General features: G+C 35.5%; 22 protein-coding genes. 12 read left to right on the top strand and 10 right to left on the bottom strand.

Annotated features, from left to right (window positions below; translation table 11 throughout):
* Nucleotides 1-4: 4 nt before the first annotated feature.
* Complete coding sequence (locus tag KI430_RS12545; protein WP_248875286.1) at nucleotides 5-1,546, bottom strand: sensor histidine kinase; 1,542 nt, start codon at nucleotides 1,544-1,546, stop codon at nucleotides 5-7.
* A gap of 190 nt (nucleotides 1,547-1,736) precedes the next feature.
* Here KI430_RS12545 and KI430_RS12540 point away from each other — a divergent pair, with 190 nt between their 5' ends.
* On the top strand, nucleotides 1,737-2,234 hold the full coding sequence (locus tag KI430_RS12540; protein WP_248875284.1) for an SRPBCC domain-containing protein: 498 nt from the start codon (nucleotides 1,737-1,739) through the stop codon (nucleotides 2,232-2,234).
* Between the two features lie 82 nt (nucleotides 2,235-2,316).
* Here KI430_RS12540 and KI430_RS12535 read toward each other — a convergent pair whose 3' ends face one another.
* The 3 genes from KI430_RS12535 to KI430_RS12525 form a co-directional block, all read right to left on the bottom strand.
* Nucleotides 2,317-2,661 carry a hypothetical protein gene (locus tag KI430_RS12535; RefSeq protein WP_248875282.1) on the bottom strand — a complete coding sequence of 115 codons (345 nt, stop codon included), beginning with the start codon at nucleotides 2,659-2,661 and terminating at the stop codon, nucleotides 2,317-2,319.
* 124 nt (nucleotides 2,662-2,785) lie between these two features.
* Nucleotides 2,786-4,642, bottom strand: coding sequence for a glycoside hydrolase family 13 protein (locus KI430_RS12530; RefSeq protein WP_248875280.1), 1,857 nt, complete (start codon nucleotides 4,640-4,642; stop codon nucleotides 2,786-2,788).
* Between the two features lie 21 nt (nucleotides 4,643-4,663).
* Complete coding sequence (locus KI430_RS12525) at nucleotides 4,664-6,661, bottom strand: alpha/beta hydrolase (RefSeq protein WP_248875278.1); 1,998 nt, start codon at nucleotides 6,659-6,661, stop codon at nucleotides 4,664-4,666.
* Nucleotides 6,662-6,805: 144 nt separating this feature from the next.
* On the opposite strand from KI430_RS12525, the gene KI430_RS12520 reads away from it, so the two are divergent.
* Nucleotides 6,806-7,633 (top strand): LytR/AlgR family response regulator transcription factor, encoded by an 828-nt coding sequence (locus KI430_RS12520; protein WP_248875276.1) that lies wholly within the window; start codon nucleotides 6,806-6,808, stop codon nucleotides 7,631-7,633.
* On the opposite strand, the gene KI430_RS12515 is transcribed toward KI430_RS12520, so the two are convergent.
* The 3 genes from KI430_RS12515 to KI430_RS12505 all read right to left on the bottom strand — a co-directional run bounded on the left by KI430_RS12515 (nucleotide 7,616) and on the right by KI430_RS12505 (nucleotide 11,260).
* Nucleotides 7,616-9,652, bottom strand: a complete 2,037-nt coding sequence (locus KI430_RS12515) for a S9 family peptidase (protein ID WP_248875274.1) — start codon at nucleotides 9,650-9,652, stop codon at nucleotides 7,616-7,618. The genes KI430_RS12520 and KI430_RS12515 overlap by 18 nt on opposite strands.
* Nucleotides 9,653-9,856: 204 nt before the next feature.
* The gene (locus KI430_RS12510) at nucleotides 9,857-10,597 is read right to left on the bottom strand and encodes a uroporphyrinogen-III synthase (protein WP_248875272.1); all 741 of its coding nucleotides are present in this window, start codon (nucleotides 10,595-10,597) and stop codon (nucleotides 9,857-9,859) included.
* 21 nt (nucleotides 10,598-10,618) lie between these two features.
* Nucleotides 10,619-11,260 (bottom strand): DUF4271 domain-containing protein, encoded by a 642-nt coding sequence (locus KI430_RS12505; protein ID WP_248875270.1) that lies wholly within the window; start codon nucleotides 11,258-11,260, stop codon nucleotides 10,619-10,621.
* A gap of 144 nt (nucleotides 11,261-11,404) precedes the next feature.
* On the opposite strand from KI430_RS12505, the gene KI430_RS12500 reads away from it, so the two are divergent.
* The 4 genes from KI430_RS12500 (at nucleotide 11,405) to KI430_RS12485 (ending at nucleotide 14,983) form a co-directional block, all read left to right on the top strand.
* Nucleotides 11,405-12,121: a polyprenol monophosphomannose synthase gene (locus KI430_RS12500; RefSeq protein ID WP_248875269.1), complete on the top strand. Its 717-nt coding sequence runs from the start codon at nucleotides 11,405-11,407 to the stop codon at nucleotides 12,119-12,121.
* Nucleotides 12,122-12,191: 70 nt separating this feature from the next.
* Nucleotides 12,192-12,632, top strand: coding sequence for a DUF4296 domain-containing protein (locus tag KI430_RS12495; protein ID WP_248875268.1), 441 nt, complete (start codon nucleotides 12,192-12,194; stop codon nucleotides 12,630-12,632).
* Between the two features lie 63 nt (nucleotides 12,633-12,695).
* On the top strand, nucleotides 12,696-13,826 hold the full coding sequence (gene tgt / locus KI430_RS12490; protein WP_248875265.1) for a tRNA guanosine(34) transglycosylase Tgt: 1,131 nt from the start codon (nucleotides 12,696-12,698) through the stop codon (nucleotides 13,824-13,826).
* A gap of 62 nt (nucleotides 13,827-13,888) precedes the next feature.
* Entirely contained in the window at nucleotides 13,889-14,983 is a 1,095-nt protein-coding gene (locus KI430_RS12485) for an LptF/LptG family permease (RefSeq protein WP_248875263.1), read from the top strand.
* A gap of 102 nt (nucleotides 14,984-15,085) precedes the next feature.
* On the opposite strand, the gene KI430_RS12480 is transcribed toward KI430_RS12485, so the two are convergent.
* Nucleotides 15,086-15,796 carry a biotin--[acetyl-CoA-carboxylase] ligase gene (locus KI430_RS12480; RefSeq protein ID WP_248875261.1) on the bottom strand — a complete coding sequence of 237 codons (711 nt, stop codon included), beginning with the start codon at nucleotides 15,794-15,796 and terminating at the stop codon, nucleotides 15,086-15,088.
* Between the two features lie 88 nt (nucleotides 15,797-15,884).
* Here KI430_RS12480 and rsfS point away from each other — a divergent pair, with 88 nt between their 5' ends.
* The 6 genes from rsfS (at nucleotide 15,885) to KI430_RS12450 (ending at nucleotide 21,467) form a co-directional block, all read left to right on the top strand.
* Nucleotides 15,885-16,247, top strand: coding sequence for a ribosome silencing factor (gene rsfS / locus KI430_RS12475; protein ID WP_248875259.1), 363 nt, complete (start codon nucleotides 15,885-15,887; stop codon nucleotides 16,245-16,247).
* A 40-nt stretch (nucleotides 16,248-16,287) separates the two neighbouring features.
* Nucleotides 16,288-18,249 carry an ATP-dependent zinc metalloprotease FtsH gene (ftsH, locus tag KI430_RS12470; protein ID WP_248875257.1) on the top strand — a complete coding sequence of 654 codons (1,962 nt, stop codon included), beginning with the start codon at nucleotides 16,288-16,290 and terminating at the stop codon, nucleotides 18,247-18,249.
* Between the two features lie 134 nt (nucleotides 18,250-18,383).
* Nucleotides 18,384-18,962: an LUD domain-containing protein gene (locus KI430_RS12465; RefSeq protein WP_248875255.1), complete on the top strand. Its 579-nt coding sequence runs from the start codon at nucleotides 18,384-18,386 to the stop codon at nucleotides 18,960-18,962.
* Nucleotides 18,963-18,971: 9 nt separating this feature from the next.
* On the top strand, nucleotides 18,972-19,847 hold the full coding sequence (locus KI430_RS12460; protein ID WP_248875253.1) for a phosphatidate cytidylyltransferase: 876 nt from the start codon (nucleotides 18,972-18,974) through the stop codon (nucleotides 19,845-19,847).
* 10 nt (nucleotides 19,848-19,857) lie between these two features.
* Nucleotides 19,858-20,511 carry a phosphatidylserine decarboxylase family protein gene (locus tag KI430_RS12455; RefSeq protein WP_248875251.1) on the top strand — a complete coding sequence of 218 codons (654 nt, stop codon included), beginning with the start codon at nucleotides 19,858-19,860 and terminating at the stop codon, nucleotides 20,509-20,511.
* A 161-nt stretch (nucleotides 20,512-20,672) separates the two neighbouring features.
* Nucleotides 20,673-21,467: an alpha/beta hydrolase gene (locus KI430_RS12450; protein WP_248875249.1), complete on the top strand. Its 795-nt coding sequence runs from the start codon at nucleotides 20,673-20,675 to the stop codon at nucleotides 21,465-21,467.
* A 39-nt stretch (nucleotides 21,468-21,506) separates the two neighbouring features.
* Here KI430_RS12450 and KI430_RS12445 read toward each other — a convergent pair whose 3' ends face one another.
* Nucleotides 21,507-21,884, bottom strand: a complete 378-nt coding sequence (locus tag KI430_RS12445) for a MauE/DoxX family redox-associated membrane protein (RefSeq protein WP_248875247.1) — start codon at nucleotides 21,882-21,884, stop codon at nucleotides 21,507-21,509.
* 154 nt (nucleotides 21,885-22,038) lie between these two features.
* On the bottom strand, nucleotides 22,039-24,441 hold the full coding sequence (lon, locus tag KI430_RS12440; protein WP_248875245.1) for an endopeptidase La: 2,403 nt from the start codon (nucleotides 24,439-24,441) through the stop codon (nucleotides 22,039-22,041).
* Nucleotides 24,442-24,513: the final 72 nt, after the last annotated feature.

Genomic DNA, 24,513 nt, shown 5'->3' with positions numbered 1-24,513 from the left:
ATGCTTATACTATCGGAAGTTTTATTGTAAATGTGCTTCCTTTTCCTTTGTGAGAATCTACGTGGATTTGCCCTTTGTGATTTTCGATAATTTTTTTCACATAAGACAATCCAAGACCTTGTCCTTTTACATTATGGATATTTCCGGTTTCTTCGCGGAAAAATTTTTCAAAGATTTTATTTTTATTGGTCGATTCCATTCCCATTCCTTTGTCGGAAATTTCTATCACGTACCAGTTTCCTTCATTTCTTGTTTTTAACTTTATATCGGGCGTGTCGGGAGAATATTTGTTGGCGTTATCCAATAAGTTGACCAATGCATTCGAAATATGAAATTCATCAATCAAAAAATTATATTTAGTTGCCGTAAATTCCGTTGTCAAACTTCCATTTCTTTCATTGACGATTAATCGGAAAGATTCTGCGATACTTTTAATCAATTCTCGTACATTGGTTTCTTTGAGATGAAGAGGCATTTCATTTCGTTCCAATTTGGACATATTCAGAACAGTTTCTACCTGTTTTTTCATCCTCAGATTCTCCTGTTTTATCAACCCCGAATAGTATTTGACTTTATCCGGGTCGGTAGCAATTTTATCATTAGCCAAAGAATCTGTTGCAACAGAAATTGTTGCTAAAGGCGTCTTGAACTCGTGAGACATATTATTGATAAAGTCGGTCTTGATTTCCGCAATTTTTTTCTGTCTCATCATATAATTGATTGAGATAATATAAATCCCCAAAATCGTCAATAATGATATGAAAGTCCCTAACAGCATTGGTAAATTGTGCTTCACCAGAGAATAATCTTTTCTTGGAAAAACCAAAGCCAGCGTATAAAGCGTTCTGTCTTTGCTGTCTGTAAAAAGTGGGTAAGTATAATTCGTTTTGTCTTTTTGGTCAAGATAGATATTGTTTGCAACAGTTGTTAATTGATTGGTTTTGTTGATAACACCAAAGCCGAATTTGGTGTCAATTCCTTTCAATCTCAATTCCTTAGCAATAACAGAATCAATGGTCTTGCTGTCCACTCTTTTTTCGATGGGAAGATTTGTCGCGCTTAATCTGGCAAATTCTTTCATCTGATAAGAATTGTTATCAAGGTCTCGGCTGATATTCGTTGTCAAAGGTTCAGGTGAATTTCTTTTCAGTTTTAATTGGCCTTCGTCTTTGTAAAGTTTCGTTGTATATAAAGTGTCTCCTTTGGCAGAAACCGGTATGTTTTTTTTCTCAACAATACTTGTTTGGAAAAGGATATTAGAACGATTAGCAGAATCAGAACTTTGCTGAATGTAAGTTTTTACGGGTTGATTAGCTGACGCTAAAACTTCTTTTCCAACACCGCCATAAGTTTCATTCCAATATTTATTAACCTCAATTTGATTCACTTTCTGAGTCGATGTTTCTAAAGCCGAATAAACTTTATTAGAAAAATCCTGCTCCAGCGAAGTATATAGTTCTTTAATCCAATACAACTGCAATGAAACGAAAACTACCAAAGAAATCGTCATAAATACAGATATAATAGGAATAAACTTGTTGTTCATATCAATTTTTAAGTTTGAAAAGTTAAAATTACTCTTTTTAAGAATATCTCAATAAAAAAAACGGCTTACAATTATTAAATTTTTCTTAAAACGACAATATTTAACATTTTATTGTGAATAATCAAAAATGTTGCCATATGAAAACTTTGGTGTGATTTTTTAATATTAATTTTATATGAAAGAAAATATTATGAATTCAGAAATTGTTTTTAATAAGGATTCAGACACCGGAGTCTATGTGATGAAGGTTTATAAGGCTGATGTTTCCACACTTTGGGATTATTTCACAAAGTCGGAATTGATTGACCAGTGGTGGGCACCAAAACCTTGGCAATGCGAAACCGAAAAAATGGATTTTCGTGAAAATGGTATTTGGTTGTATGCAATGAAAGGTACGGATGGAAAAAAAGAATTTGCGTTAGCCAGTTATGGCGAAATAATGCCTCACAGAAGTATTGCTTGGACAGATGCTTTCGCAGATGAAAAAGGGAAAGTCAAAACAGATTTACCACAAACGGCTTGGTTAATTGGCTTTACAGGGATAGATGAAGGCACAAGAATGACGTTCAATCTGCATTTCAATTCAAAGGAAGAACTGAATCAAATTCTGGAAATGGGTTTTGAAGAAGGCTTTAAAATGGGACTGAATCAGTTGGAAGATATTTTGGAAGAAAAGTATTCTAAATAATTTTCTCTCAGATTAAGCGAATTTAGCAGATAATAACTTCAAAGAAGTCTTTATCATCTGCTAAATCTGTGAGAAGTAAATCTTAATCCAAAGCAATTTCTTCATCAATAAAATATTGAATAATCGCTTTTTTCATTAATAGCGATTGTTCATTGGGTTTCAATTCCGGAAGGTCATCCAACTTTTCAAATTGTGGCCAGCCATCTTCATAATGCGTGAATTTGTAATAACCAAAAGGCTCCAACAATCTGCAAACTGCGATGTGAACCAAATTGACCTTATCATCTTTGGTGAATTTCTGTTGTCCACTTCCCAATTCCTGAACACCGATAATGAATAGAAATGTTTCTATTGGCGGGTTTTTTTCAGTTTGAAAGTTAACTTCAAAAAAGTGTTCTATTTTTTTCCAGATTTCGGATTCGTTCATTTTTTATTTACTTAAATTTTGTCCAGAGTTTTCTTCTCAACTTTGGCATTAAAAACCAAAACTCTGGCTAAAATTTTAAACCAGAGCTTTAGTAATCTTGATGCGAATTTACAAAAAATGATTTTTAATTCCGGATTTCCAAAATCATTGCTGTTCTTGCCGGAATATCTATTGTGTTCTGAAAACTAAAATCTTTGTCAGAAATAATATTTTTAGCGTTGAAGTGATTAGGAATCATCTCCTTATATCGACTAAGGTCAAGCGTTACTTTATTATTGTTTTTATTGAGTAAAATCATCACTTTTTGATTGTCGGTGTATCGGAAGTAAACATAAACATCATTATTGGTTGGCGCATAATGTTTAAATTTTCCATTGGCAATCGCATCACTCGTTTTTCTCCAGTTAAGTAAAGTAGAAAAATATTTCTTCGCTTCTTTTTCTTCATTAGTTAATCCTATTTCGGTCACAGCATTTTTGGAATCGCCTTTCCAACCGCCGTAGAAATCACTTCTTCTTTGCCCATCGCTTCCGGCTTTGTCATTGGTCATCAGAACTTCGGTTCCATAGAAAAATTGAGGCGTTCCACGCATTGTCATATACATCGCAATCCCGAGTTTCCAGTTCTCAAAGTTTTTGTTGAGACGAGAATAAAACCTATCCAAATCGTGATTGTCCGGAAAAATCAACTGATTCTCAGGATGTGGAAAAAGAAAATCGTTTGCAACACTTTCATAGACCTTTCGCCAACTTGAAAACCAACCGCTTTTCTCATTGAGTGCAGTAACAATATTGTCATTTATAGAAAAATCCATCATCATCGTCATATAACTTTTGTAACCATCGCTGTTTTCTTTGTCGATTTGCCAATAGGAAGTCTGGGCAATATTTCTTGTCATTTCTTCGGCAACGATGTTCATTTTCGGATATTCTTCGAGAATGGTTTTGGTCCAATCAGCTAGGAATTTTTTGTCAGAATAAGAATAGGTGTCAACACGCAATCCGGAAAGCCCAGCATACTCAATCCACCAGATGATATTCTGGGTCAGATATCTTGCCAGCAAAGGATTTTTCTGGTTGAGGTCTGCCATATGACCATCGAACCAGCCGTTGAGATATTCTTCTTTATCAATTTCAGTGGCGTAGAGGTCTGTGATGGTGGTTTTAAGGTGATTAGTTCTGACTCTGTTTTCAGAATAAGGATAATTAATCCAGCTTTGCTCAGGCAAGTCTTTGACGAAATAATACTCTGATCCACAATGATTAAGCACAACATCCCAAATCAAACCAATGTTTCTTTTCCCGGCTTCTGTGGATAGTTTTTTCAAATCTTCATTAGTTCCAAATCTCGGGTCAATCTTGTAAAAATCTGTCGCTGCATAACCGTGATAAGAATAGGTCGGCTCATCATTTTCAATCAAAGGCGTGTTCCAAATCTGAGTGTAACCCAAAGACTTGATGTAATCCAAATGATTAATAATTCCCTGGATATCACCGCCGTGTCTGGAGTCTTCATTATTTCTGTCAAGTTTTTGTTCCAAGGTTGTTTTGATGATGTCGTTCTTTTCATCACCATTTGAAAATCTGTCCGGAAAAATCAGAAGAATCGCATCTTTTGACCCGTAACTTTCTCTATTAGCGCTGTTAGTTTCCCGAGCAAGAATTGGAAAATCTTGGGTCAGAACAATTTTTTTATCTTTTTGGAATTTAATTTTTACATTTCCGGCTTTTGCATTCGGATTGATTTGCAAGGTCAGAAACAGATAGTTTTTATTCTCCACTGTTTTGTTTTCGGTAATGGTAACGCCGGGATAAGAAATTGCAGGCTGTAAATCTGAAATGTCTTTACCATAAATTAATAAAGTGACCGAATTATTTTTCATCCCAACCCACCAATTGGCCGGTTCTATTCTTTCGATTTTTTGAGAAAGAATGAGATTGAAACTGATGAAAAGTAGGAGTATTGCAAGTGATTTTTTCATTGATTAATAGATTTAGATTAGTTATTTTTTCAGAAGAAATTCTAATGGAATTGATAGCCGTTTGCTCCAGGAATTTTCGCTGTGATCAGCCGATTCAAATTTTCTGGTTGTCCAGTTATTTTTGTTGAATCCTTTTTCCGTCATTATCAAATCGACTTTGTTCTGATGTTTCTCATAGCGACTGTCCAATCCTTCCGTTCCAAAATCGAAATGGATTTTATGCGTTTTCGGATTCGGGAGTTTCTGTTTGAGATAATTTTCAAACGCAGAAGGGATTTCGTCATCAGAAAGGTCTGTGATTCCAACCCAATGGGTGGAAAGGCAAGCTGCGCCGCCAAAAACTTCGGGATACTCACAAATCGCATACATCGATATCAATCCGCCCATACTGGAACCGGCGATGAAAGTATTTTCCCTGTCTTTGAGCGTTGGATAATTTTTATCGATAAATGGTTTTACCTCTTCTACTATGAATTTCAAATAGTTATCCGACTGCACTTTTCCTAGAAAGTATTTTTCAAGTGTTTGATTTTGTAGCTCTTTAGATAAACTTTCAAAAGCTTTTTGTGGAAAATACTCCGAATGCCGGGTTGCGCCAGTATTCCAAAGTCCGACAATGATGCAATCTTTCAGTTTAATTTTTTTGCTGAGTTCTGTATAATTTTCATCCACTTTCCATTCGGAATTGTTCCAGTTGATTTTTGGGTCAAAAAGCATCTGACCGTCGTGCATATAGAGAACCGCATATTTTTTATTGGGATTGAAGTTTTCCGGCAACCAGATATCAACATTTCTGGACGACACATATTTCGAAGGGAATTGATTAATTCTGATGATTTTACCGGAACTCACATCAGGAACCGAAGTCTGAATCACATCTCTGTAACGGTCTTTGATATTGATATACTTCTTAATTTCTGTTTTGTAATCTTCCAGATTTTTAGGTTTTCTCCAGTCCGGATCCGGAAAATTATTCTCAATATAATTCCAATCCTTTCCAGAGAAAAAATCATCATCATACGTGCAACCAGTCAAATCTTTGAAAGGTTTGAGGAAAATATAACCGTCAAAAAAATCTTCCATTTTAAAATCAGGATGACAAAAACTGAAAAAGCTATTATCCTTTAATTTTCCAACAGGCGTATTAATCAAATCAAAGCCAATCTGTGGATAATTGAGTTTTTGAAGTGCATTTTCCAATTCTCCATTCGCAGGCGAAACATAAGCCGGATTGTACTGAGTTTTGGAAAACATAGGTGTGTGAAACATAATGTTGAAAACCTTATCAGGCATCAATCTGTAAAGACGATTTCCGACCATTCCTTCATCATAATCACAAAAATCATCGTTGTTCACTTTCAGGATTGGCATTTTGTACTTGGTGAAAACGTGAACGTGTCCCATATAAATCAAGGCTTTTTCATTTTTATCAATGATTTCCTTTTTGATGATTTCCGTTCGGAATTGGTCTGGCGTTCCCAGATTGAAAACGGCTTTCATATTCTCGGGCGTTCTTGCACCACCTTTGAAGTTTTCCCAACGGTATTGATAACTCAGATTGACGATTCGGAATTTTTTAGCATCAGATTTTAAGGTTTTATTGAATTCCCAAACCGCTTTATAGATGTCAAAATATTCTTTGTAAGCCCAGCCGACATTGTAATAAAAGAACATATCTTTTGCTTTTCTCTCATCGAATTTTTCAGAATTCAGCAATTCATCCAGCTCTTTCTGCTTTTCGAAAGCACCGAATTCCATACAGAGATTGTAAACACCGGCCTGATATAGTTCCGGAATAAGGCTTTTGACAAAATCTAGATTTTCTTTCACAGCGTGGTCTTCACCCAAAAGTACAATAGGATAATTCTTGAATTTTGAAACGAGATAATCTTTCGGACTTTTTGGATTTTGCTTAAGATATTCTACAGCTTCAAGAGTGGCTTTGTTTTCCTGACCGAATCCTAAAATCGGAAAGAAAAATGCTAAAAACAGAAGTGAAAAAGAAATTGAAAGTTTCATTTTTTAGTTTGAATTTTGAACAAAACTATTTCTACTTTCCTTTTGTTACAAGCCTTTTGGACAAACGACAGGTTATTCTGTACAAAAAGCAAATCACTGGAAATGATTTCAGATAAATAATTAAATTTGAGCAACCTTAAAAATATGAATCAATCCATTCTTGAACATTTCAAATCCAAATTTTGGATGAAGCACGCTTTCTACTGGATAGCGTTTGTGCTGTTTTTTGGATTGGTTTGGGGTATTTCTGATGACAATTATTTGCGGAATATTATGATTCAGATTTGCTGTCTTCCTTCGCGGATGCTATTGGTTTATGTCACGCTTTTTTACCTATTGCCAAAGTTTTTCAATCGGAAAAAATATTTCAGTTTCTTTATCTCTTATGTGATATTGGTCGGACTGATAAGTGTTTTTATCCAACGTCCTTTGTTTCTTTATTTTATTCAACCTAATTTTCTTCCGGAGTTTAAGAATAACGGCTTTTTTGTCCTGTCAGAAATTATGAATACGGCTTTGGATATCAATATCGCAGCGATGATTCCGATCGCTTATACTTATCTGACAACGATTGAAAATCTTGAAAAAAACTATTCGAAGTTGAATGAAGAAAATAAATTGTTAAAAGAGGACACTATAATTCAGGATAATAACGATGATTCTTACATCAATCTGAAAGTCGATAAAAGTGTAAGGAAAATCAAAATCAATGATATTGTTTTTGTGGAAAGTCTCAGAAATTACTGCAAGATAAAACTGAACGATACTGAAATCACGGTTCTCAAAACATTGACATCGGTTCAGGAACTATTACCCGAATCCAAATTTGTAAGAATTCATCGCTCATTTTTGATTAATAAAGATCATATGACCTCGGTTTCTCCCAGCAAGATTGAAATCAATAATTTGACAATTCCTGTTGGGAGAAAATATAAAGATGAGGTGAAAGAGAAGTTATTGGTCGATTTTTAACAAAAATGCATATTCCAAAGCAATCTCCTTCAGACTTTCGAATCTTCCGCTGGCACCACCGTGTCCGGAACTCATATCGGTTTTGAAAATCAGAATGTTGTTGTCTGTTTTCAAATCTCTCAACTTCGCCGTCCATTTTGCAGGCTCCCAATATTGAACCTGCGAATCGTGGAATCCGGTTGTAATTAAAATATTTGGGTAATCTTTGGCTTCGATGTTGTCGTAAGGCGAATAGGACTTCATATAATCATAATATTCCTTGTCATTCGGATTTCCCCATTCGTCGTATTCTCCCGTCGTCAAAGGAATTGTTTCATCCAGCATAGTTGTTACAACATCCACAAAAGGAACCTGAGCCACAATCCCATTGAATAATTCCGGATTATAATTGATTACTGCTCCCATCAAAAGTCCGCCTGCACTTCCGCCCATTGCGTAAAGATGTTTTGGAGATGTATAATTTTCTGATATTAAGTATTTTGCTGCATCGATAAAATCAAAAAATGTGTTTTTCTTCTGAAGCATTTTTCCGTCTTCATACCATTCACGACCAAGATATTCGCCACCTCTGATGTGTGCGATTGCATAAATAAATCCTCTGTCCAAAAGAGATAATCTCACGCTGGAAAAACTTGCATCAACGGTGTGTCCATAACTTCCGTATCCATAGAGTAGAAGAGGTGTATTTGCTGACTTTGGTGTGTCTTTGTGATAAACCAAAGAAATGGCGACTTCTTTTCCATCTCTTGCAGTTGCCCAGATTCTTTCTGAGATATAATTCTCTGCGAAGAATTTACCGCCCAAAACTTCCTGTTCTTTAAGAAGTACGGTGGTTTTGTCTTTCATATTATATTCGAAAGTAGAGGCTGGTTTGGTCAATGATGTATAACCGAAACGCAAAATATCCGTATCAAACTCCAGATTGATTCCGATGTAAGCGGTATAAGTCGGATCTGAGAATGGCAGGTAATAGGAGTTATTATTTTGATTATCAATGATGTTAATTTGTAAAAGACCTTTTTCACGTTCTTCGATTACAAAATAATTTTTGAAAATCTCAAAACCTTCCAACAAAACATTTTCCCTGTGTGGAATGAAATCCTGCCAATTTTCCATTGACGGCTTATCAACTTTAGTTTTTACGATTTTGAAGTTGGTAGAATCATCTGTGTTCGTAATGATATAAAAATCATCCTCGTAATGCTCCACCGAATATTCCAAATCCTCTGTTCTTGGTTGAACAATTGTCCAGTCTGCAAAAACATTATTAGCCGGAATAAATCTCATTTCATCTTCATTAGTAGATGAAGCAGCGATGAAAATGTATTCTAAAGATTTGGTTTTAAAGACGCTAACATCAAAAGTCTCATCTTCCTCGTGGAAAATCAAAACGTCTTCAGAAGAATCTGTTCCTAATTTGTGACGGTAGATTTGAAATGCTCTGAGACTTTCATCCTTTCTGATGTAGAAAACGTGTTCGTTATCATTGGCCCAAACTGCTTTTCCGGTTGCATTTTCGATAACATCAGGATAAAGTTCTCCGGTTTTAAGATTCTTAAAATAAATCTTGTAAATTCTTCTCCCAACATTATCGGTAGAGTAGGCCATAATATCGTTGTTCACGCTAATAGACATACTTCCGGTTTCGAAGAAAGCTTCGCCTTCTGCCAGAATATTGACATTCAGTAAAATCTCTTCTTCATTATCCAAAGATTGAAATTTTCTGGAGAAAATCGGATACTCTTTTCCAGCTTCATAACGTACGATGTACCAATAACTGTTGAAGAAATAAGGCAAAGACTCGTCGTCTTTTTTGTATCGGGATTTCATTTCCTCATACAAATCGTTCTGAAGGTCTTCTGTATCCTTCATCACAAAATCTGTGTAGGCATTTTCTTCCTCCAGATATTGGATGACTTCCGGATTTTCACGTTCATTCATCCAGAAATATGGGTCATTTCTTTTATCGTTATGGATTTCTAGAAGTTTATCTATTTTTTTAGCTTGTGGAGCGTTCATTTTGAAATTGATATTTATTAAAACCACATAGGCACATAGAATTAAAATATTTTGTATTTGAACTCTAGAATTATATTTAAGTTTCGGAAAACTATGTGTCTATGTGGTAAAAAGTTTTCTGAAGAGATTTTTTCAGATTTAACAAATTTAAACAAAAAACCATCCCAAAAAATTCGGGACGGTTTTGATTTATGTGGTCAATAATTATTTATTGATACTTTTGATATATTTTTCTATGGCCATTGTCATAGACGGATTTTCTTTGGTTGGAGCCATTACGTTAACTGTCAATCCTGCTTCTTCTGCAGCGGCTTGGGTAGTAGTTCCGAAAACAGCAATTTTTGTATCTTCTTGTTTGAAATCTGGGAAATTGATTCCTAAAGATTTGATTCCCTGATGACTGAAAAATACCAACATATCGTAATCTTTGATGTTGATATCTGTCAAATCACTCGGAACAGTTTTATACATTATTGCTCTTGTCCAGTCTAGGTTGGCTGCATCTAAAACCTTCGGGATTTCTGGTGTTAAGACATCAGAAGAAGGTAAAAGATATTTCTCAGACGGATGCTTTTTGAACAAAGCTGCTAAATCTGAAAAGTTCTTCTCACCAAAGCTGATTTTTCTTTTTCTATAAACAATATGCTTCTGCAAGTAGTTGGCAATCGCTTCCGACTGGCAGATATAACGCATAGAATCCGGAACGCTGAATCTCATTTCCTCAGCAAGACGAAAATAATGGTCAATCGCATTCTTACTCGTGAAAATAACGCCCGTATATTGCGTCAGGTCTATTTTCTGAGTTCTGAGTTCTTTCGCATCCACACCTTCTACGTGTATAAAAGGACGAAAATCGATTTTGATTTTCTCTTTTTTCGCTATTTCCAAATAAGGTGAAGATTCATTCGGAGCGGGCTGTGACACTAAAATAGATTTGATTTTCATCTTAAAATGTGTATGTTACATTCAATAAAATAAGAACTTCCAAAGTACCAATACCGGTACTATTTGAAGCGTGCAAATATACAAAAATTTATAATACCAGTTTTCTGGCAAAATGGATTGTTTGTGGAATAAGTATATTAAGTTTTTCAAAATAAAAGAAAAAATAACCAGACCAATGATGAAATAAAAATACTTCACCAAGTCAACCGGAAAGTAATAAAGCGCAAATGATGCCACAATGAAAGCGATTGACTCCAAAAAGTAAAATTTACTTGAAACCAATGTCAGGCCTTTCAGATTTTTACCGCTTCCAACGCTGGAGTAGAAAAAGAAAGTCAGAATGTTTCTAACAATGTCAAAACTTAACAAAGTCAAAAAAGTAAACCCGAACTTGTTAATTTCAAAACCAAACAAGTGAATGTCGGATAAAGACTTTGGAACAATCGGAACAAACTGTGATAATAAAAGCGCCGTCATCACACATTTCACAATAGAAATGATAACCCAGGATGGTGTGAGGTTGTTAGAATCTTCAATTTTTTGAAGTAAAAAATCCTTGATGTTGGCCTCTCTCTGGAAAACAGACAAAAGGATAATGTATATAAAGATACTCCCAAGAATACAATATATCACCCAATCGTTATGTTCCGCGATTCTAATCAACTTCAAAAAATTTTTGCAAAAATAGGAATTAGAAATGGCTAATGGTAAATTTAATTATTAAATATTCTGGTTAAAAAAAGTTAATTTATAATCCATCAAAAAAGGTTAACGTGTAAAAGATTATCTTTGCGAATTATTTCACGGATGAAGAAGCTTGTCATAATTCCAACTTACAACGAAAAAGAAAACATCGAAAAAATCATTTCGGCGGTTTTTGATTTGCAGCAGGATTTTCATGTGTTGGTGGTGGATGACTCTTCTCCGGACGGAACTGCAGAAATTGTAAAAAGTTTACGGGAAAAATATCCAATTCAGCTACACTTGACTGTTAGAAAAATCAAAGATGGATTGGGTAAAGCGTATATTCACGGATTTCAATGGGCGATTCATAACGACTATGATTTCATTTTCGAGATGGATGCCGATTTTTCCCACAATCCAAAAGATTTAATCAAGCTTTACGAAGCCTGCAAAAATGCAGATATGTCCGTTGGATCCAGATATTCGCAAGGTGTGAATGTGGTGAACTGGCCGATGGGAAGAGTTTTGCTGTCTTACTTTGCTTCGAAATATGTACGATTTGTTCTTGGGCTTCCGATTCACGATACGACTGCGGGGTTTGTTTGTTTTAGAAAAGAAACATTAATTGCAATCGGTTTGGACAAAATCAAACTGAAAGGCTACGGTTTCCAGGTTGAAATGAAATACCGCGTTTTCAAGAAAAACCTTAAAATCGTAGAAGTTCCAATTATTTTCACAGACAGAACAGAAGGTGAAAGCAAAATGAATGGCGGCATCATCCAGGAAGCCGTTTTCGGTGTACTGAATCTCAAATGGAAAAACCTGATCGGAAAATTGTAAATATAAAAACCACACATAGGAATTGTAGTTTAACAAATGAAAAGCAAAGAACAAATAGCTATTTTAACTAATGAAGAATTTTTTCTTTCTAAAATCTATTGTGCCTATGTGGTGGAAAAATTATGATATGAGGTATTTTATTTTTTCTTTAATAATGATTTTCTGTGCTTTGTCTTGCGAAGAAGCGATACAAAAACCTGCGCATATTTTACCCGAAGAGAAAATGTCTGAGATTATTGCAGATTTTGCCATCAATGACCAGAGTTATGCCATCGGAGGAAATATCAATACGGAAAATGCGACGAGATTTATTCTTAAGAAATATAATATCAAAGGTCAATTATTCTCGGACAGTTATAAATATTATATGACGAAGCCGGAAGATTTGAAAGATATTATGAATAAAGCTCAGGACATCATCAAGTCAAAAGATCCAAAAGCGGAAGCTTACATCAATAAAAAATTAAAAGAAACTAACGCAAACGGAACGGTTCCTGCACAAGCGAGATAATCGTTGCGGAAATCAAGTTCTATTCGGTAAAATAATAACCGAAGCGAAAATTAAGATATAAGAATGAAATTTTTTGAAATCGAAAAAACTTCAGAGTCCAAAGCGAGAGCTGGAGTGATTACGACAGACCACGGACAAATCCAAACCCCGATTTTTATGCCGGTTGGAACTGTTGCATCGGTGAAAGCCGTTCATCAGAGAGAACTGAAAGAAGATATAAAAGCCCAGATTATTTTAGGAAACACTTACCATTTGATGCTTCGTCCAAAGATGGATATTATGGAGCAAGCGGGCGGACTTCACCAATTTATGAATTGGGACAGACCAATCCTGACGGATTCCGGTGGTTATCAGGTTTTTTCTTTGGCAAAAAGCAGAAAAATTACGGAAGAAGGCGTGAAATTCAAATCGCATATCGACGGTAGTATGCACTTTATGTCGCCAGAGGTTTCTATGCAAATCCAAAGACAAATCGGAGCTGATATTTTTATGGCATTTGATGAGTGTATTGCTTATCCGAGTGATTATAATGCTGTAAAAACTTCAATGGAGTTAACGCATCGTTGGTTAAAAAGATGTATCGATTGGACTGAGGAAAACAAAGAATTGTACGGTCACAAACAGAGATTGTTCCCGATTGTTCAAGGGTCTTGTTATTCAGATTTAAGGAAAATTTCGGCTGAGGTTATTTCAGAAGCTGGCGCAGAAGGTAACGCCATTGGTGGACTTTCCGTAGGTGAACCTGAAGACGAAATGTACAGAATCACAAACGAAGTAACAGACATTCTACCAAAAGATAAACCAAGATATTTGATGGGTGTTGGAACCCCTTGGAATATTCTGGAAAGTATTGGTTTTGGTGTTGATATGATGGATTGTGTGATGCCGACGAGAAATGCGAGAAACGCAATGCTCTTCACTTGGCAAGGGGTGATGAATATGAAAAACGAAAAGTGGAAAGCAGATTTTTCACCTTTGGATGAGTTTGGGACAAGCTATGTGGACCAAGAATACAGCAAAGCTTATGTACGTCACCTTTTTGTAGCGAAAGAATATTTGGCAAAACAAATTGCATCGATTCATAATTTGGCATTTTATCTGGATTTGGTAAAAGTGGCTAGAGAACATATTATTGCAGGCGATTTTTATCAGTGGAAAGACCAGGTTATTCCTCAGTTGAAGCAAAGGCTGTAAAAAGACAGAAAAAAAATCAAGATTTAATCAATTATCAATCATCATTTATCAATTATAACTAGATGAAAATCATAGACCTTTATGTCATCAAAAAATATTTGGGAACCCTCATTTTTATGTTGGTGTTGTTATCTGTGATTATTATGGTGGTAGACGTTCAGGCGAAAACCCCAAGGATTGAGAGCAACGGATTTACAGTTGGTTATTTTTTACTGAATTTCTATCCATTTTGGATTATGAATTTGATTCTGACATTTATGTCGATCCTCGTTTTCATTACCGTTATTTTCTTCACTTCCAGAATGGCGAATAATACAGAAATTGTGGCGATTGTAAGTAGTGGCGCTAGTTTTCACCGATTTGCAAGACCTTATCTTGTGACTTCTTTATTGATTGCATTTATCACTTTAGCAGTTAATCACTTTATTTTACCCTGGTCCAATATCAAGAAAAATGTTTTGGAGCCTTACACCTACAACGCTATTAATAAAGAAAAACTTCTGGGAAGTATGAGCATTGCCTCCAACATCAATCCCAGCGAATATATTTTTGTCAATAGCTACAACAAAAAGGAAAATCGGGGGACTGGTTATATGTATCAGAAATTTGATAAAAACAAGAAACTGATTTATCAGATTACCGCTACGGATATCCAATGGGATGCAAAGAAAAAGAATTTTACCATCAGCAATTATACAGAACGAACGGTCAAAAAAGATAATACCGAGATTCTTGGAAGCGGACCAACTAAGATTCAGGATTTCAAATTACCACCATCCGAATTATTTCCTGACAAACTGGTAGCTCAAAACAAAACCACGCCAGAATTATTGGAGATGATAAAGCGTGAAAGAATGAAAGGTAATAATAACGTAACCTCCTTTTACAATGAGCTTTATCAAAGAACATCAATGCCGGTTTCTATTATTATTTTGACATTTTTGGGATTGTCTTTGTCATCCGAAAAAAAACGTGGCGGATTAGGTTTGAACTTGGCGTTAGGAATTGCCTTGGCATTTTTATTCGTGTTCTCTTTTCAGGTTCTGAATGTCGTTTCCGAAAACAAAACACTCACGCCTTTATTGGCAATGTGGCTACCCAACATCGTTTTTGCACCGATTGCAGCTTATCTTTACATTAAAAGAGCAAATCAGTAACTTCAAGATTTTCAAATTTTTACTTTTGCTGAGCGTAAGCGCTTTGCTAACTTATAAATGGAATATGGAATAAAATTTTTGCAAGCCTTGTGTTCAAATAAATCAATAAAGCAACACAATTTCTTTATGAAAGAATTTCTGCAAGCCTTCATTTTCCAAATCAATCCAAAGAAAACCACTTTTGTCAGCATTTTTTATTATGCCATTTTGGCGCACACCGTTTTTATCAAAAACCGAAATCTCTTCTTTTCTGAACAAATTCTGATTGTAATTATCCAAAATTTCTTCTTCAGAAGGAACGTTATCTAATCTTGAAATTACATTTTGATGAAATTGAACTACAAATTCCATCAAGTCAAAACTTAATCCTGCGGTAGTCAAAACCGAACCTGCTTTAGGAATGTGGGAAAAATCGTCTTGTAAAATATTGATTCCAATGCCCAAGATGTAAAATTCCTGATGATTGATTTTCTTTTTTTCGATAAGAATGCCGCAAACTTTTTTTCCATTGAGGATAACATCATTTGGCCATTTTATCCTAGCATTGGCATTGGTCAGATTGGCAAGAAAATCCCGAACAATAATAGCGGTATAATAATTGAGAGATGTATCAGAGATATTGATTTTAGAAGATTTTACAGCAATACTATAAGCCAGATTCTGATTCGGGATTACTCGCCATTCATTTCCATATTGTCCACGACCTTTGGTTTGATTAAAAGTAAAAACGGCAGTTGATTCGTCATCACTTAAAAGAGACAAAATTTCGTCATTGGTAGAAAAACATTCTTCAAGATGTATAATGCGGCTCATTTATGAAAACTTTAAGAGATTATTGCGATGGAAAACGGGAGATAAATAGATAAAAATCAATAAATTTGCAAATTAGACAATTTTTTGAATGAGTAAAAGTACAGAAAAACAATTATTGGTAGACAAAATCGTAGAAGCGATTCAAGATACAAAAGGAGAAGACATTCAAATCTTCGACTTATCAAACATAGAAAATGCAGCAGCAGGTACATTTGTCATCTGCAGTGGAAACTCAAACACACAGGTTTCTGCAATCGCTGGTAACGTAGAAAAAAAAGTTAGAAACGAACTCAACGACAGACCTTGGCACGTAGAAGGGACTGAGAACTCTATGTGGGTTTTGGTAGATTACGTTTCTGTAGTGGTTCACATTTTCCAGAAAGAAATCCGCGATTATTACGATATCGAGGAACTTTGGGGAGATGCCAAAATCACGAAAGTAGAAAGCTAAAAACAGATGCATTTTGCATCAACAATTTTAAAAAATAAGAATGAATAACAAAGGATTCAATTGGTTTATACCGGTTTTGTTGGGACTTATTTTACTGATATTTCTTCCAGGACTTTTGGGAGATTCTATGGTGAAAAATATAGATGAAAAAGATTTTTACAGTCTTGTGCAGCAAGGCAAGGTAAACGAGATAATGGTCTTCAAGGATAATTCCAAAGCCGATGTTTATCTTACCAAAGCAGCAAAGGCAGAATTAGAAAAAGGAGAGAAAAAAAGCGATCCGCTTTCTGTAATCAATATCAAACCAAATCCGGATTTTGTATTGACTTACGGTGATTTGAGATACTTTCAGGAAAAATTTGATACAATCAATTCCAAACTTCCGAAGCAAGCTACAATGGAATTTGGAAAAAGCCAAAGCGGAATGTCTGAGATATTCTTTACGGTATTGATTTGGGGAGGATTCTTCGCATTAATATATTTCTTCATCTTCAGAAAAATGGGAGGTGGTGCTGGAGGTCCTGGCGGACAAATCTTCAGTATAGGAAAATCTAAAGCCAAATTATTTGATGAGAAAGACAAACTGCAGGTTACTTTCAAAGATGTTGCAGGATTGGAAGGTGCTAAAGAAGAAGTTCAGGAAGTTGTAGATTTCTTGAAGAATTCTGAAAAATATACAAAGTTAGGAGGTAAAATTCCAAAAGGTGTTCTTTTGGTTGGGCCTCCGGGAACTGGTAAAACCTTATTGGCGAAAGCTGTTGCAGGAGAAGCTAAAGTTCCGTTCTTCTCACTTTCAGGTTCAGATTTCGTAGAGATGTTTGTTGGCGTTGGAGCTTCCAGAGTTAGAGACCTTTTTGCTCAGGCTCGTGCAAAATCACCGGCAATTATCTTCATCGATGAGATTGATGCGATTGGTAGAGCAAGAGGAAAAGGTGGTTTTCAAGGCGGCAATGACGAACGTGAAAATACGCTGAATCAGTTACTTACAGAAATGGATGGTTTCGGGACAGATGTCAACGTCATCGTAATGGCAGCAACCAACAGGGCTGATATTTTGGATAAAGCATTGATGAGAGCTGGACGTTTTGACCGTTCTATCTATGTAGACCTTCCGGAATTGCACGAGAGAAAACAAATCTTCGATGTGCATTTGAAAAAAATCAAGTTAGACGATTCTATTGATAGAGAATTTTTGGCAAAGCAAACACCTGGTTTCAGTGGAGCTGATATCGCAAATGTTTGTAATGAGGCTGCTCTTATCGCAGCAAGAAATTCTCATGAAGCTGTAAATAAACAAGATTTTCTTGATGCTGTTGACAGAATCATAGGTGGTCTTGAAAAGAAAAATAAGGCCATCAAACCTTCTGAAAAGAGAAGAGTAGCTTTCCACGAAGCTGGTCACGCAACGATCTCTTGGTTGGTAGAACATGCTGCGCCACTTCTTAAAGTGACGATTGTTCCTAGAGGACGCTCTCTTGGAGCAGCCTGGTATCTTCCAGAAGAAAGACAGTTGACAACGACTCAGCAAATGTTGGACGAGATTTGTGCAACGCTTGGAGGTAGAGCTGCTGAACAAGCTGTTTTTGGAAACATTTCTACTGGGGCATTATCGGATCTTGAAAGAGTAACAAAACAAGCACAGGCAATGGTTACAATCTACGGTCTGAATGACAAAGTAGGAAACATTTCCTATTATGACAGTTCAGGTCAGTCTGAGTATAGCTTTGGAAAACCTTATTCTGAGCAAACAGCCAAACTGATTGACGAAGAGATCTCTAAGTTAGTAGAAACTCAGTACCAAAGAGCAATTACAATTCTTACTGAGAATAGAGATAAGTTAGATGCTTTGGCCAATAAATTACTGGAAAAAGAGGTAATTTTCCGTGAAGATCTTGAAGAAATCTTTGGTAAACGTGCTTGGGATCCAGAATTAACGGAAAAACCTGTGTCTAGTTTAGACAATCCTGCTGATGCTGGAAATGTCTTAAATACAGAGAGTTAAATTGATGATCTATTCATAAAAGAATAAAAAAATCCTATATTATTTAGGATTTTTTTATTAAAATAAAGTTTTGGTTTTTAGAGTATTATAATAATTCTTTACATTTGTAATAATTAATAAAAAAAGCACAGAAATTGAGTCTGTTTAAGAAAATCGTAAATAAGATAATGAACCAGCCCGAAGAGGCCGAACCAGATGTAACAAAACTGGCGGATCAGCTTCGTGATGCAGATTTGGATTATAAGTTTGCGCAACTTTTTACGCATTCTGGTGGCTTTTTCAATTATTGTGCGGATGAGTCAGAAGCTTTGCAAACACTTAATCAGATTGTAAAAATCGAGCAGATTAATAATGTGTTTTGCTGGGATCAGGATTTGAAAAATTTTCTGGATGTTATCAAAACGACTAACTCGCCTGAGCTTACAGAAGATAACGATGCCGCTTTCATCACTTGCGAATATCTGATTGCTTTTGATGGCAGAATAATGCTGTCCCATAATAATATTCTACATTATCACTCCTCACGCCTACCAAGCAAAATCATCATCATGGCCAATGTTTCTCAGATTGCAAGCAATTTGAACGAGGCGATGATGAAAGTAAAACGTGCAGGAAACCTCAAGAATTTGACTTCTATCAGCGGAAGCCAGTCCAAATTGGATACTCCTAATAAGGATAATACCAAACTTTTCTTACTTTTGCTGGAAGATTAAATTTCAGTTTTGGATAAAAATTTCATTCAGCGTTCTGTTTCGGGACTTATATATGTTCTGGTAATAGCGATTTGTACGACACCTTTGGGAGAATATCTGTTTAGCAGTTTTTTGCCAGAAGTAAAGCAGCAGTATCTTTTTTACGGATTGATAACGTTCTTTCTGGTTGTAGGGCTTTATGAATGTATCAAGATTATGAAATTTGATAACAGCATTTACAAATGGCTGGTTTTCCCGATTGCAGCATTCATCTATTACAAATTCTCTAAGCGGTTTTTCTATCACGGTTTTTTCTTTGATTATAACTTCAGCGAGATGTTGTCTTTGGCATTAATTCCAATTGCAGCGATTACTCTTTTCAAATATTCCCGCGAACTCTATTTCGAAAATGGTAAATTGATTTTTACTGTGGTTTATCTTGCTTTGCCTTTTGGTTTTGCTTTAGGATTGCCAAAATTCAGTACACTGGATCCAAGTAAGCCTTTTACTTTAGAAGTATTTATGCTTTTTGTTTTGATTTGGAGCAGTGATACTTTTGCTTATCTCACAGGAAAATTCTTCGGAAAACATAAAATGGCACCAAGAATTTCGCCTAAAAAAACTTGGGAAGGTTTTGCCGGAGGTGTAGTTTTGACATTAGTTTTAGGCTTCTTTGTAGAACAATATTTCCCTGAACTGAGAGGGAATTGGATGATTGTTGGATTCCTTGTTTCTGTATTCGCTCCGTTGGGAGATTTGGTAGAAAGTCAGTTAAAGCGTAGTTTTGCGGTTAAAGACAGTGGAAACATTATTCCGGGTCACGGCGGTATTCTTGATAGATTGGACAGTTTTATCATTTGTGCGCCGGTTATTTACTTATATTTTATTTTAGAAAAATTGGTTTAAAATTAATTATATGAAACTTCATAAAGAATCGAAAGGAACCTTGATTGTTGCAATTTTGTTCATTGCATTTATCGGAACCATATCTATTTATTATTTACAATTATGGTCTTTGGTTATTCTAATTCCATTATTGGTGATGTTAGGATTGATTTTCTGGTTTTTCCGAGTTCCTACAAGAGCAATTTTAGACCATACAGAAAATGTAGTGGCGCCTGTTGATGGGAAAGTGGTAATGATAAAAGAAGTTTTCGAAGATGAAGTTTTGAAGGCTAATTGTATTCAGGTTTCTATTTTTATGTCACCGCTGAATGTTCATATCTGCCGTTACCCTGTTAGCGGAGAAGTGAATTACAAAAAGTATCACCCAGGAAAATATCTGGTTGCGTGGCACGAAAAATCTTCTACAGAGAACGAAAGAACTACGGTTGCTGTAAAAAGTTTGACCAATCATCAAGTGGTTTTCCGCCAGATTGCAGGTTATGTAGCAAGAAGAATCGTTTTCTATTGTAATGTTCAGGATAAGGCGAAAGCAGGACACGAATTCGGATTCATTAAATTTGGTTCCAGAATGGATGTTTTCCTTCCTTTGGATACAGAAATCCTTTGTAAAATTGGAGACAAGACCAAAGGTGGTTTGGACGTTATCGCAAGAATGAAAGATTAATATTTCAATCAATTATAAAAAAGAGACTTACTATTAAGTCTCTTTTTTTTGCTTCATCCTTCAAATTGACAATTCGGTCAGTGTTTTTTACGATTCGGTCGGATAATTTTCTTTTTGATGCTCAGGCACTCTACTTTTGAACCATCAAATAAATTAAAACAATGAAAACATCAGTATTCTACTCCCTATTCTTGATATTATTATCAATCTTTTCTAAGGCTCAAATGGACGATAAATTCTATCAGCCAAAGAAGGAAATGAAACCTTTGGAATTCAAAAATATCGAAAATGTAAGTCTGCCTGTAGAAAATGACACTATTACTGCAGTTGTTTTGAAGCCGGAATCAAAATCAATCCAAAAAACCATTTTATTTTTCCATGGAGCGGCAGGAAATATCTCCACTTATCAATATATTACTAAACCCTTGGTTGAAGATGGGTTTCAGGTTGTAATGGTAGATGTTAGAGGTTACGGAAAATCAACAGGAAAACCAACACATTTGAATGTGGCAGAAGATGGTCAAAAAATGTTCAATTATCTATTGACCCGCCAAGATATCAAGAATACAAAAATCTACATTTATGGAGCTTCTTTGGGGTCTCAGATTTCGACACACTTAGCTAAAGATAATCAGGCTAAAATATCAGGACTGATTTTGGACGGCGGAATGTCCTCTTTCACAGATATTGCCATCAAATTTAAACCGGAAATGAAAGATATTATCGAAAGATATGTGATTTCTCCTTACTCTGCAAAAGAAGATATTAAAGCTTTGAAAGGACTTCCAAAATTATTTCTTTATAGCAAAGGCGACTCAACAGTTCCTTTTGAACACGGTCAAGTCATTTATAACAATGCGCCAGAACCTAAACAGTTTTTAGAATTTTCCGGAGAACATATCCAGGCGATGGTTGTTGACAAAGATAGAGTCGTAAAAGCAATTGAGCAATTATAATAGAAAAGGGAAGATCAAAACAATCTTCCCTTTTATTTTTTAGCTTAATAAAGCTTTGTATTTTTTTCGGTTATCAATTAGCACCCAAATATTGATTAATAAAAGAACAACCGCAATTATTCTGCCTTCGTTCGTTGGGAATAAAGTGAAGTTGTGAAGTACAATTCCTACCAGTACAGGTAGGATTACTATTGCGCCCAAAGCTCTGGTTTTAGGAATAATAAATAATAATCCTCCAATAACTTCAACAGTACCAATTAACGGCATCAACCAAACAATTTCCCCAAAAGCAGAAAATAATTTCATTTGTTCCGGTTTCATTTCCGGCATTGGCATATAATGCAGAAACTTGTCTAATCCTGCATTAATAAACATCAATCCGAAAAGCAGGCAAAGAATAAATTTAACATATTTCATAAGACGAATAGTTTTTTAATTGAATTCTAAATTAATTCTTTTTCCCAATTCAAGAATTGCCTTGAGACAACTTTTTTATAAATAACTTAAAAAAAAATCCGTTTGCGAAATTTCACAAACGGATGATATTTTTAAAATGAATTTATGGAAATGCTTACTTCAAAGCGATTTCAATAACTTCACTCATGTTTCTTACATAATTGACTTTCAGATGTTTCAGGTAATCTTTTTTAATTTCTTCCACATCTTTTCTATTCGCCTCACAAAGAATGACCTCCTTGATTCCGGCTCTTGTTGCAGCTAATAATTTTTCCTTGATTCCGCCAACAGGCAACACTTTTCCACGAAGTGTAATTTCGCCAGTCATAGCCAGATGAGGTTTAACTTTTTTATTTTTAAAGCTTGAAACCATTGATGTTAACATTGCAATTCCGGCAGAAGGACCATCTTTTGGTGTCGCGCCTTCCGGAACGTGAACGTGGATGTTTTTCTTCTCAATATCTTCTTCCGAAATTCCCAATTCTTCGTAATGTGCTTTGATGAATTCCAATGCAATTGTAGCCGATTCTTTCATTACATTTCCAAGATTTCCGGTCATTGTCAGTCCTCCTTTTCCTTTAGAAAGAATACTTTCTATGAACAGAATGTCGCCACCAACGCTTGTCCAAGCCAAACCTGTGACAACACCTGGAACATCTGTGATTTCGGATAAAGTTTTTGGTCTTGGAACGCCCAATATTTCGTCAACTTTATCGACAGAAATTTTCGGGTCAAAATCTTTTTCCATTGCAATCTGAAGCGCTACCCAACGCGCAATCCCAGCAATTCTTTTCTCTAATCTTCTAACCCCACTTTCCGACGTATGAGCTTCTATGATATGTTTTAATTCAGTATTTCCTAGTTTTAAGGATTTAGCATCCAAACCATTTTCCTGAAGTTGTTTTTTGATCAAATGGCGCTTAGCAATTTCAATTTTCTCTTCCAAAGTGTAACCGGCAATGCTGATAACTTCCATTCTGTCCAACAAAGGAGTCTGAATAGTAGATAGTGAATTAGCAGTTGCGATGAACATTACTTTTGAAAGGTCATAACCCATTTCTAAGAAGTTATCGTAGAAATTGTTATTTTGTTCAGGGTCAAGAACTTCCAACAAAGCCGAACTTGGGTCGCCGTGAACACCTTGCCCGATTTTATCAATCTCATCCAAAACAATTACAGGATTGGATGTTCCGGATTTTTTGATGGATTGAAGAATTCTTCCCGCCATCGCTCCAATATAGGTTTTTCTATGTCCACGGATTTCGCTTTCGTCGTGCAAACCACCAAGCGAAACACGAACATATTTTCTTCCAAGTGCATCTGCAATAGATTTCCCCAAAGAAGTTTTCCCAACTCCCGGAGGACCAACCAAACAAAGAATCGGAGATTTCATATCATTTTTCAATTTCAAAACAGCGATATGTTCCAAAATTCTTTTCTTGATATCTTCTAATCCAAAATGTTCTTTATCCAGAAGTTTTTCCGCTTTGTTAAGATCAAAATGGTCTTTGGAATAGTGTTCCCAAGGCAAATCTGTAAAGAAATCCAAGTAATTTCTCTGAACATTGAAGTCCGGAGAATTCGGGTGCTGTCTTTGTAATCTTTGTATTTCCTTTTGGAAATGAGCCTCAACATCAGCACTCCACTTTATTTTGGAAGCTTTTTTCTTGATTTCGTCGGCATCAGATTCTGCTCCGCCTCCCAACTCATCCTGAATCGTTCTAATCTGTTGATTTAGAAAATATTCGCGTTGCTGTTTGTCAAGGTCTTTGCTTGTTTTTTGATGGATTTGATTTTTCAATTCCAAATGACGGAAGTCCTCGTGCATCAGTTCGTACAAAGTTCTTGCACGTCCCAACAAAGATTTCTCGTCCAGCAATTTTTGTTTTTTATCTGAAGGATAATTTCCGTTTGCAGAGATGAAGTTCAATAAATCTTCCTGTCCATCAATATTCTTAAGTGCAAACTGAGCTGCGTTCGGAATATTGGGGTCGATGTTGATGATTTTCTCAGCTAAGTCTTTGATGTTGTCCATCAAAGCGGTGAATTCTTCTTTATCTTTTGGCTGCGTATCTTTTTGCTTTGTAATTTCTGCCAAAAAATATGGCTCCCGAGAAACAAATTTTTTCACCTTGAATCTCTGAACACCTCTTGTTATCGCTGTGATATTACCTTCCGGAAGTTTGATGATTTTGATAATCTTAGCCAAAGTTCCAATTGCGTACAAATCTTTTTCAGTAGGATTTTCCTCATTTGGATTTTTCTGACTGATGATTCCAATGTACTTATTTTCCTTTTGAGCATCTTCCAGCAATTTTTTGGATTTTTCTCTCCCAGCCGTAATTGGCGTTACCACTTTGGGGAACATTACCATATTTCTTACAGGAAGAATAGGGAAAATCGTTTGAGATTCATCACTTTCCTTGTTATCGAAGTCAGAGAAATTAATTTCTTCAGCAATTATTCCGAGACCTTCATCAAGAATCTCTTCAAAATTGATATTTTCAAATTCTGTCATAGTATAGTAGATGACATATTGTCATTAATCTTAATTGATATAAAGATTGATTCTCTATATTTCTTAGAAAAT

Origin of the sequence: Epilithonimonas zeae (genome assembly GCF_023278365.1) — a bacterium.
Classification (GTDB): Bacteria; Bacteroidota; Bacteroidia; order Flavobacteriales; family Weeksellaceae; genus Epilithonimonas; species Epilithonimonas zeae_A.
Note: the sequence above shows the minus strand (reverse complement) of the source record. Positions and strands in the feature narration are given on the sequence as shown.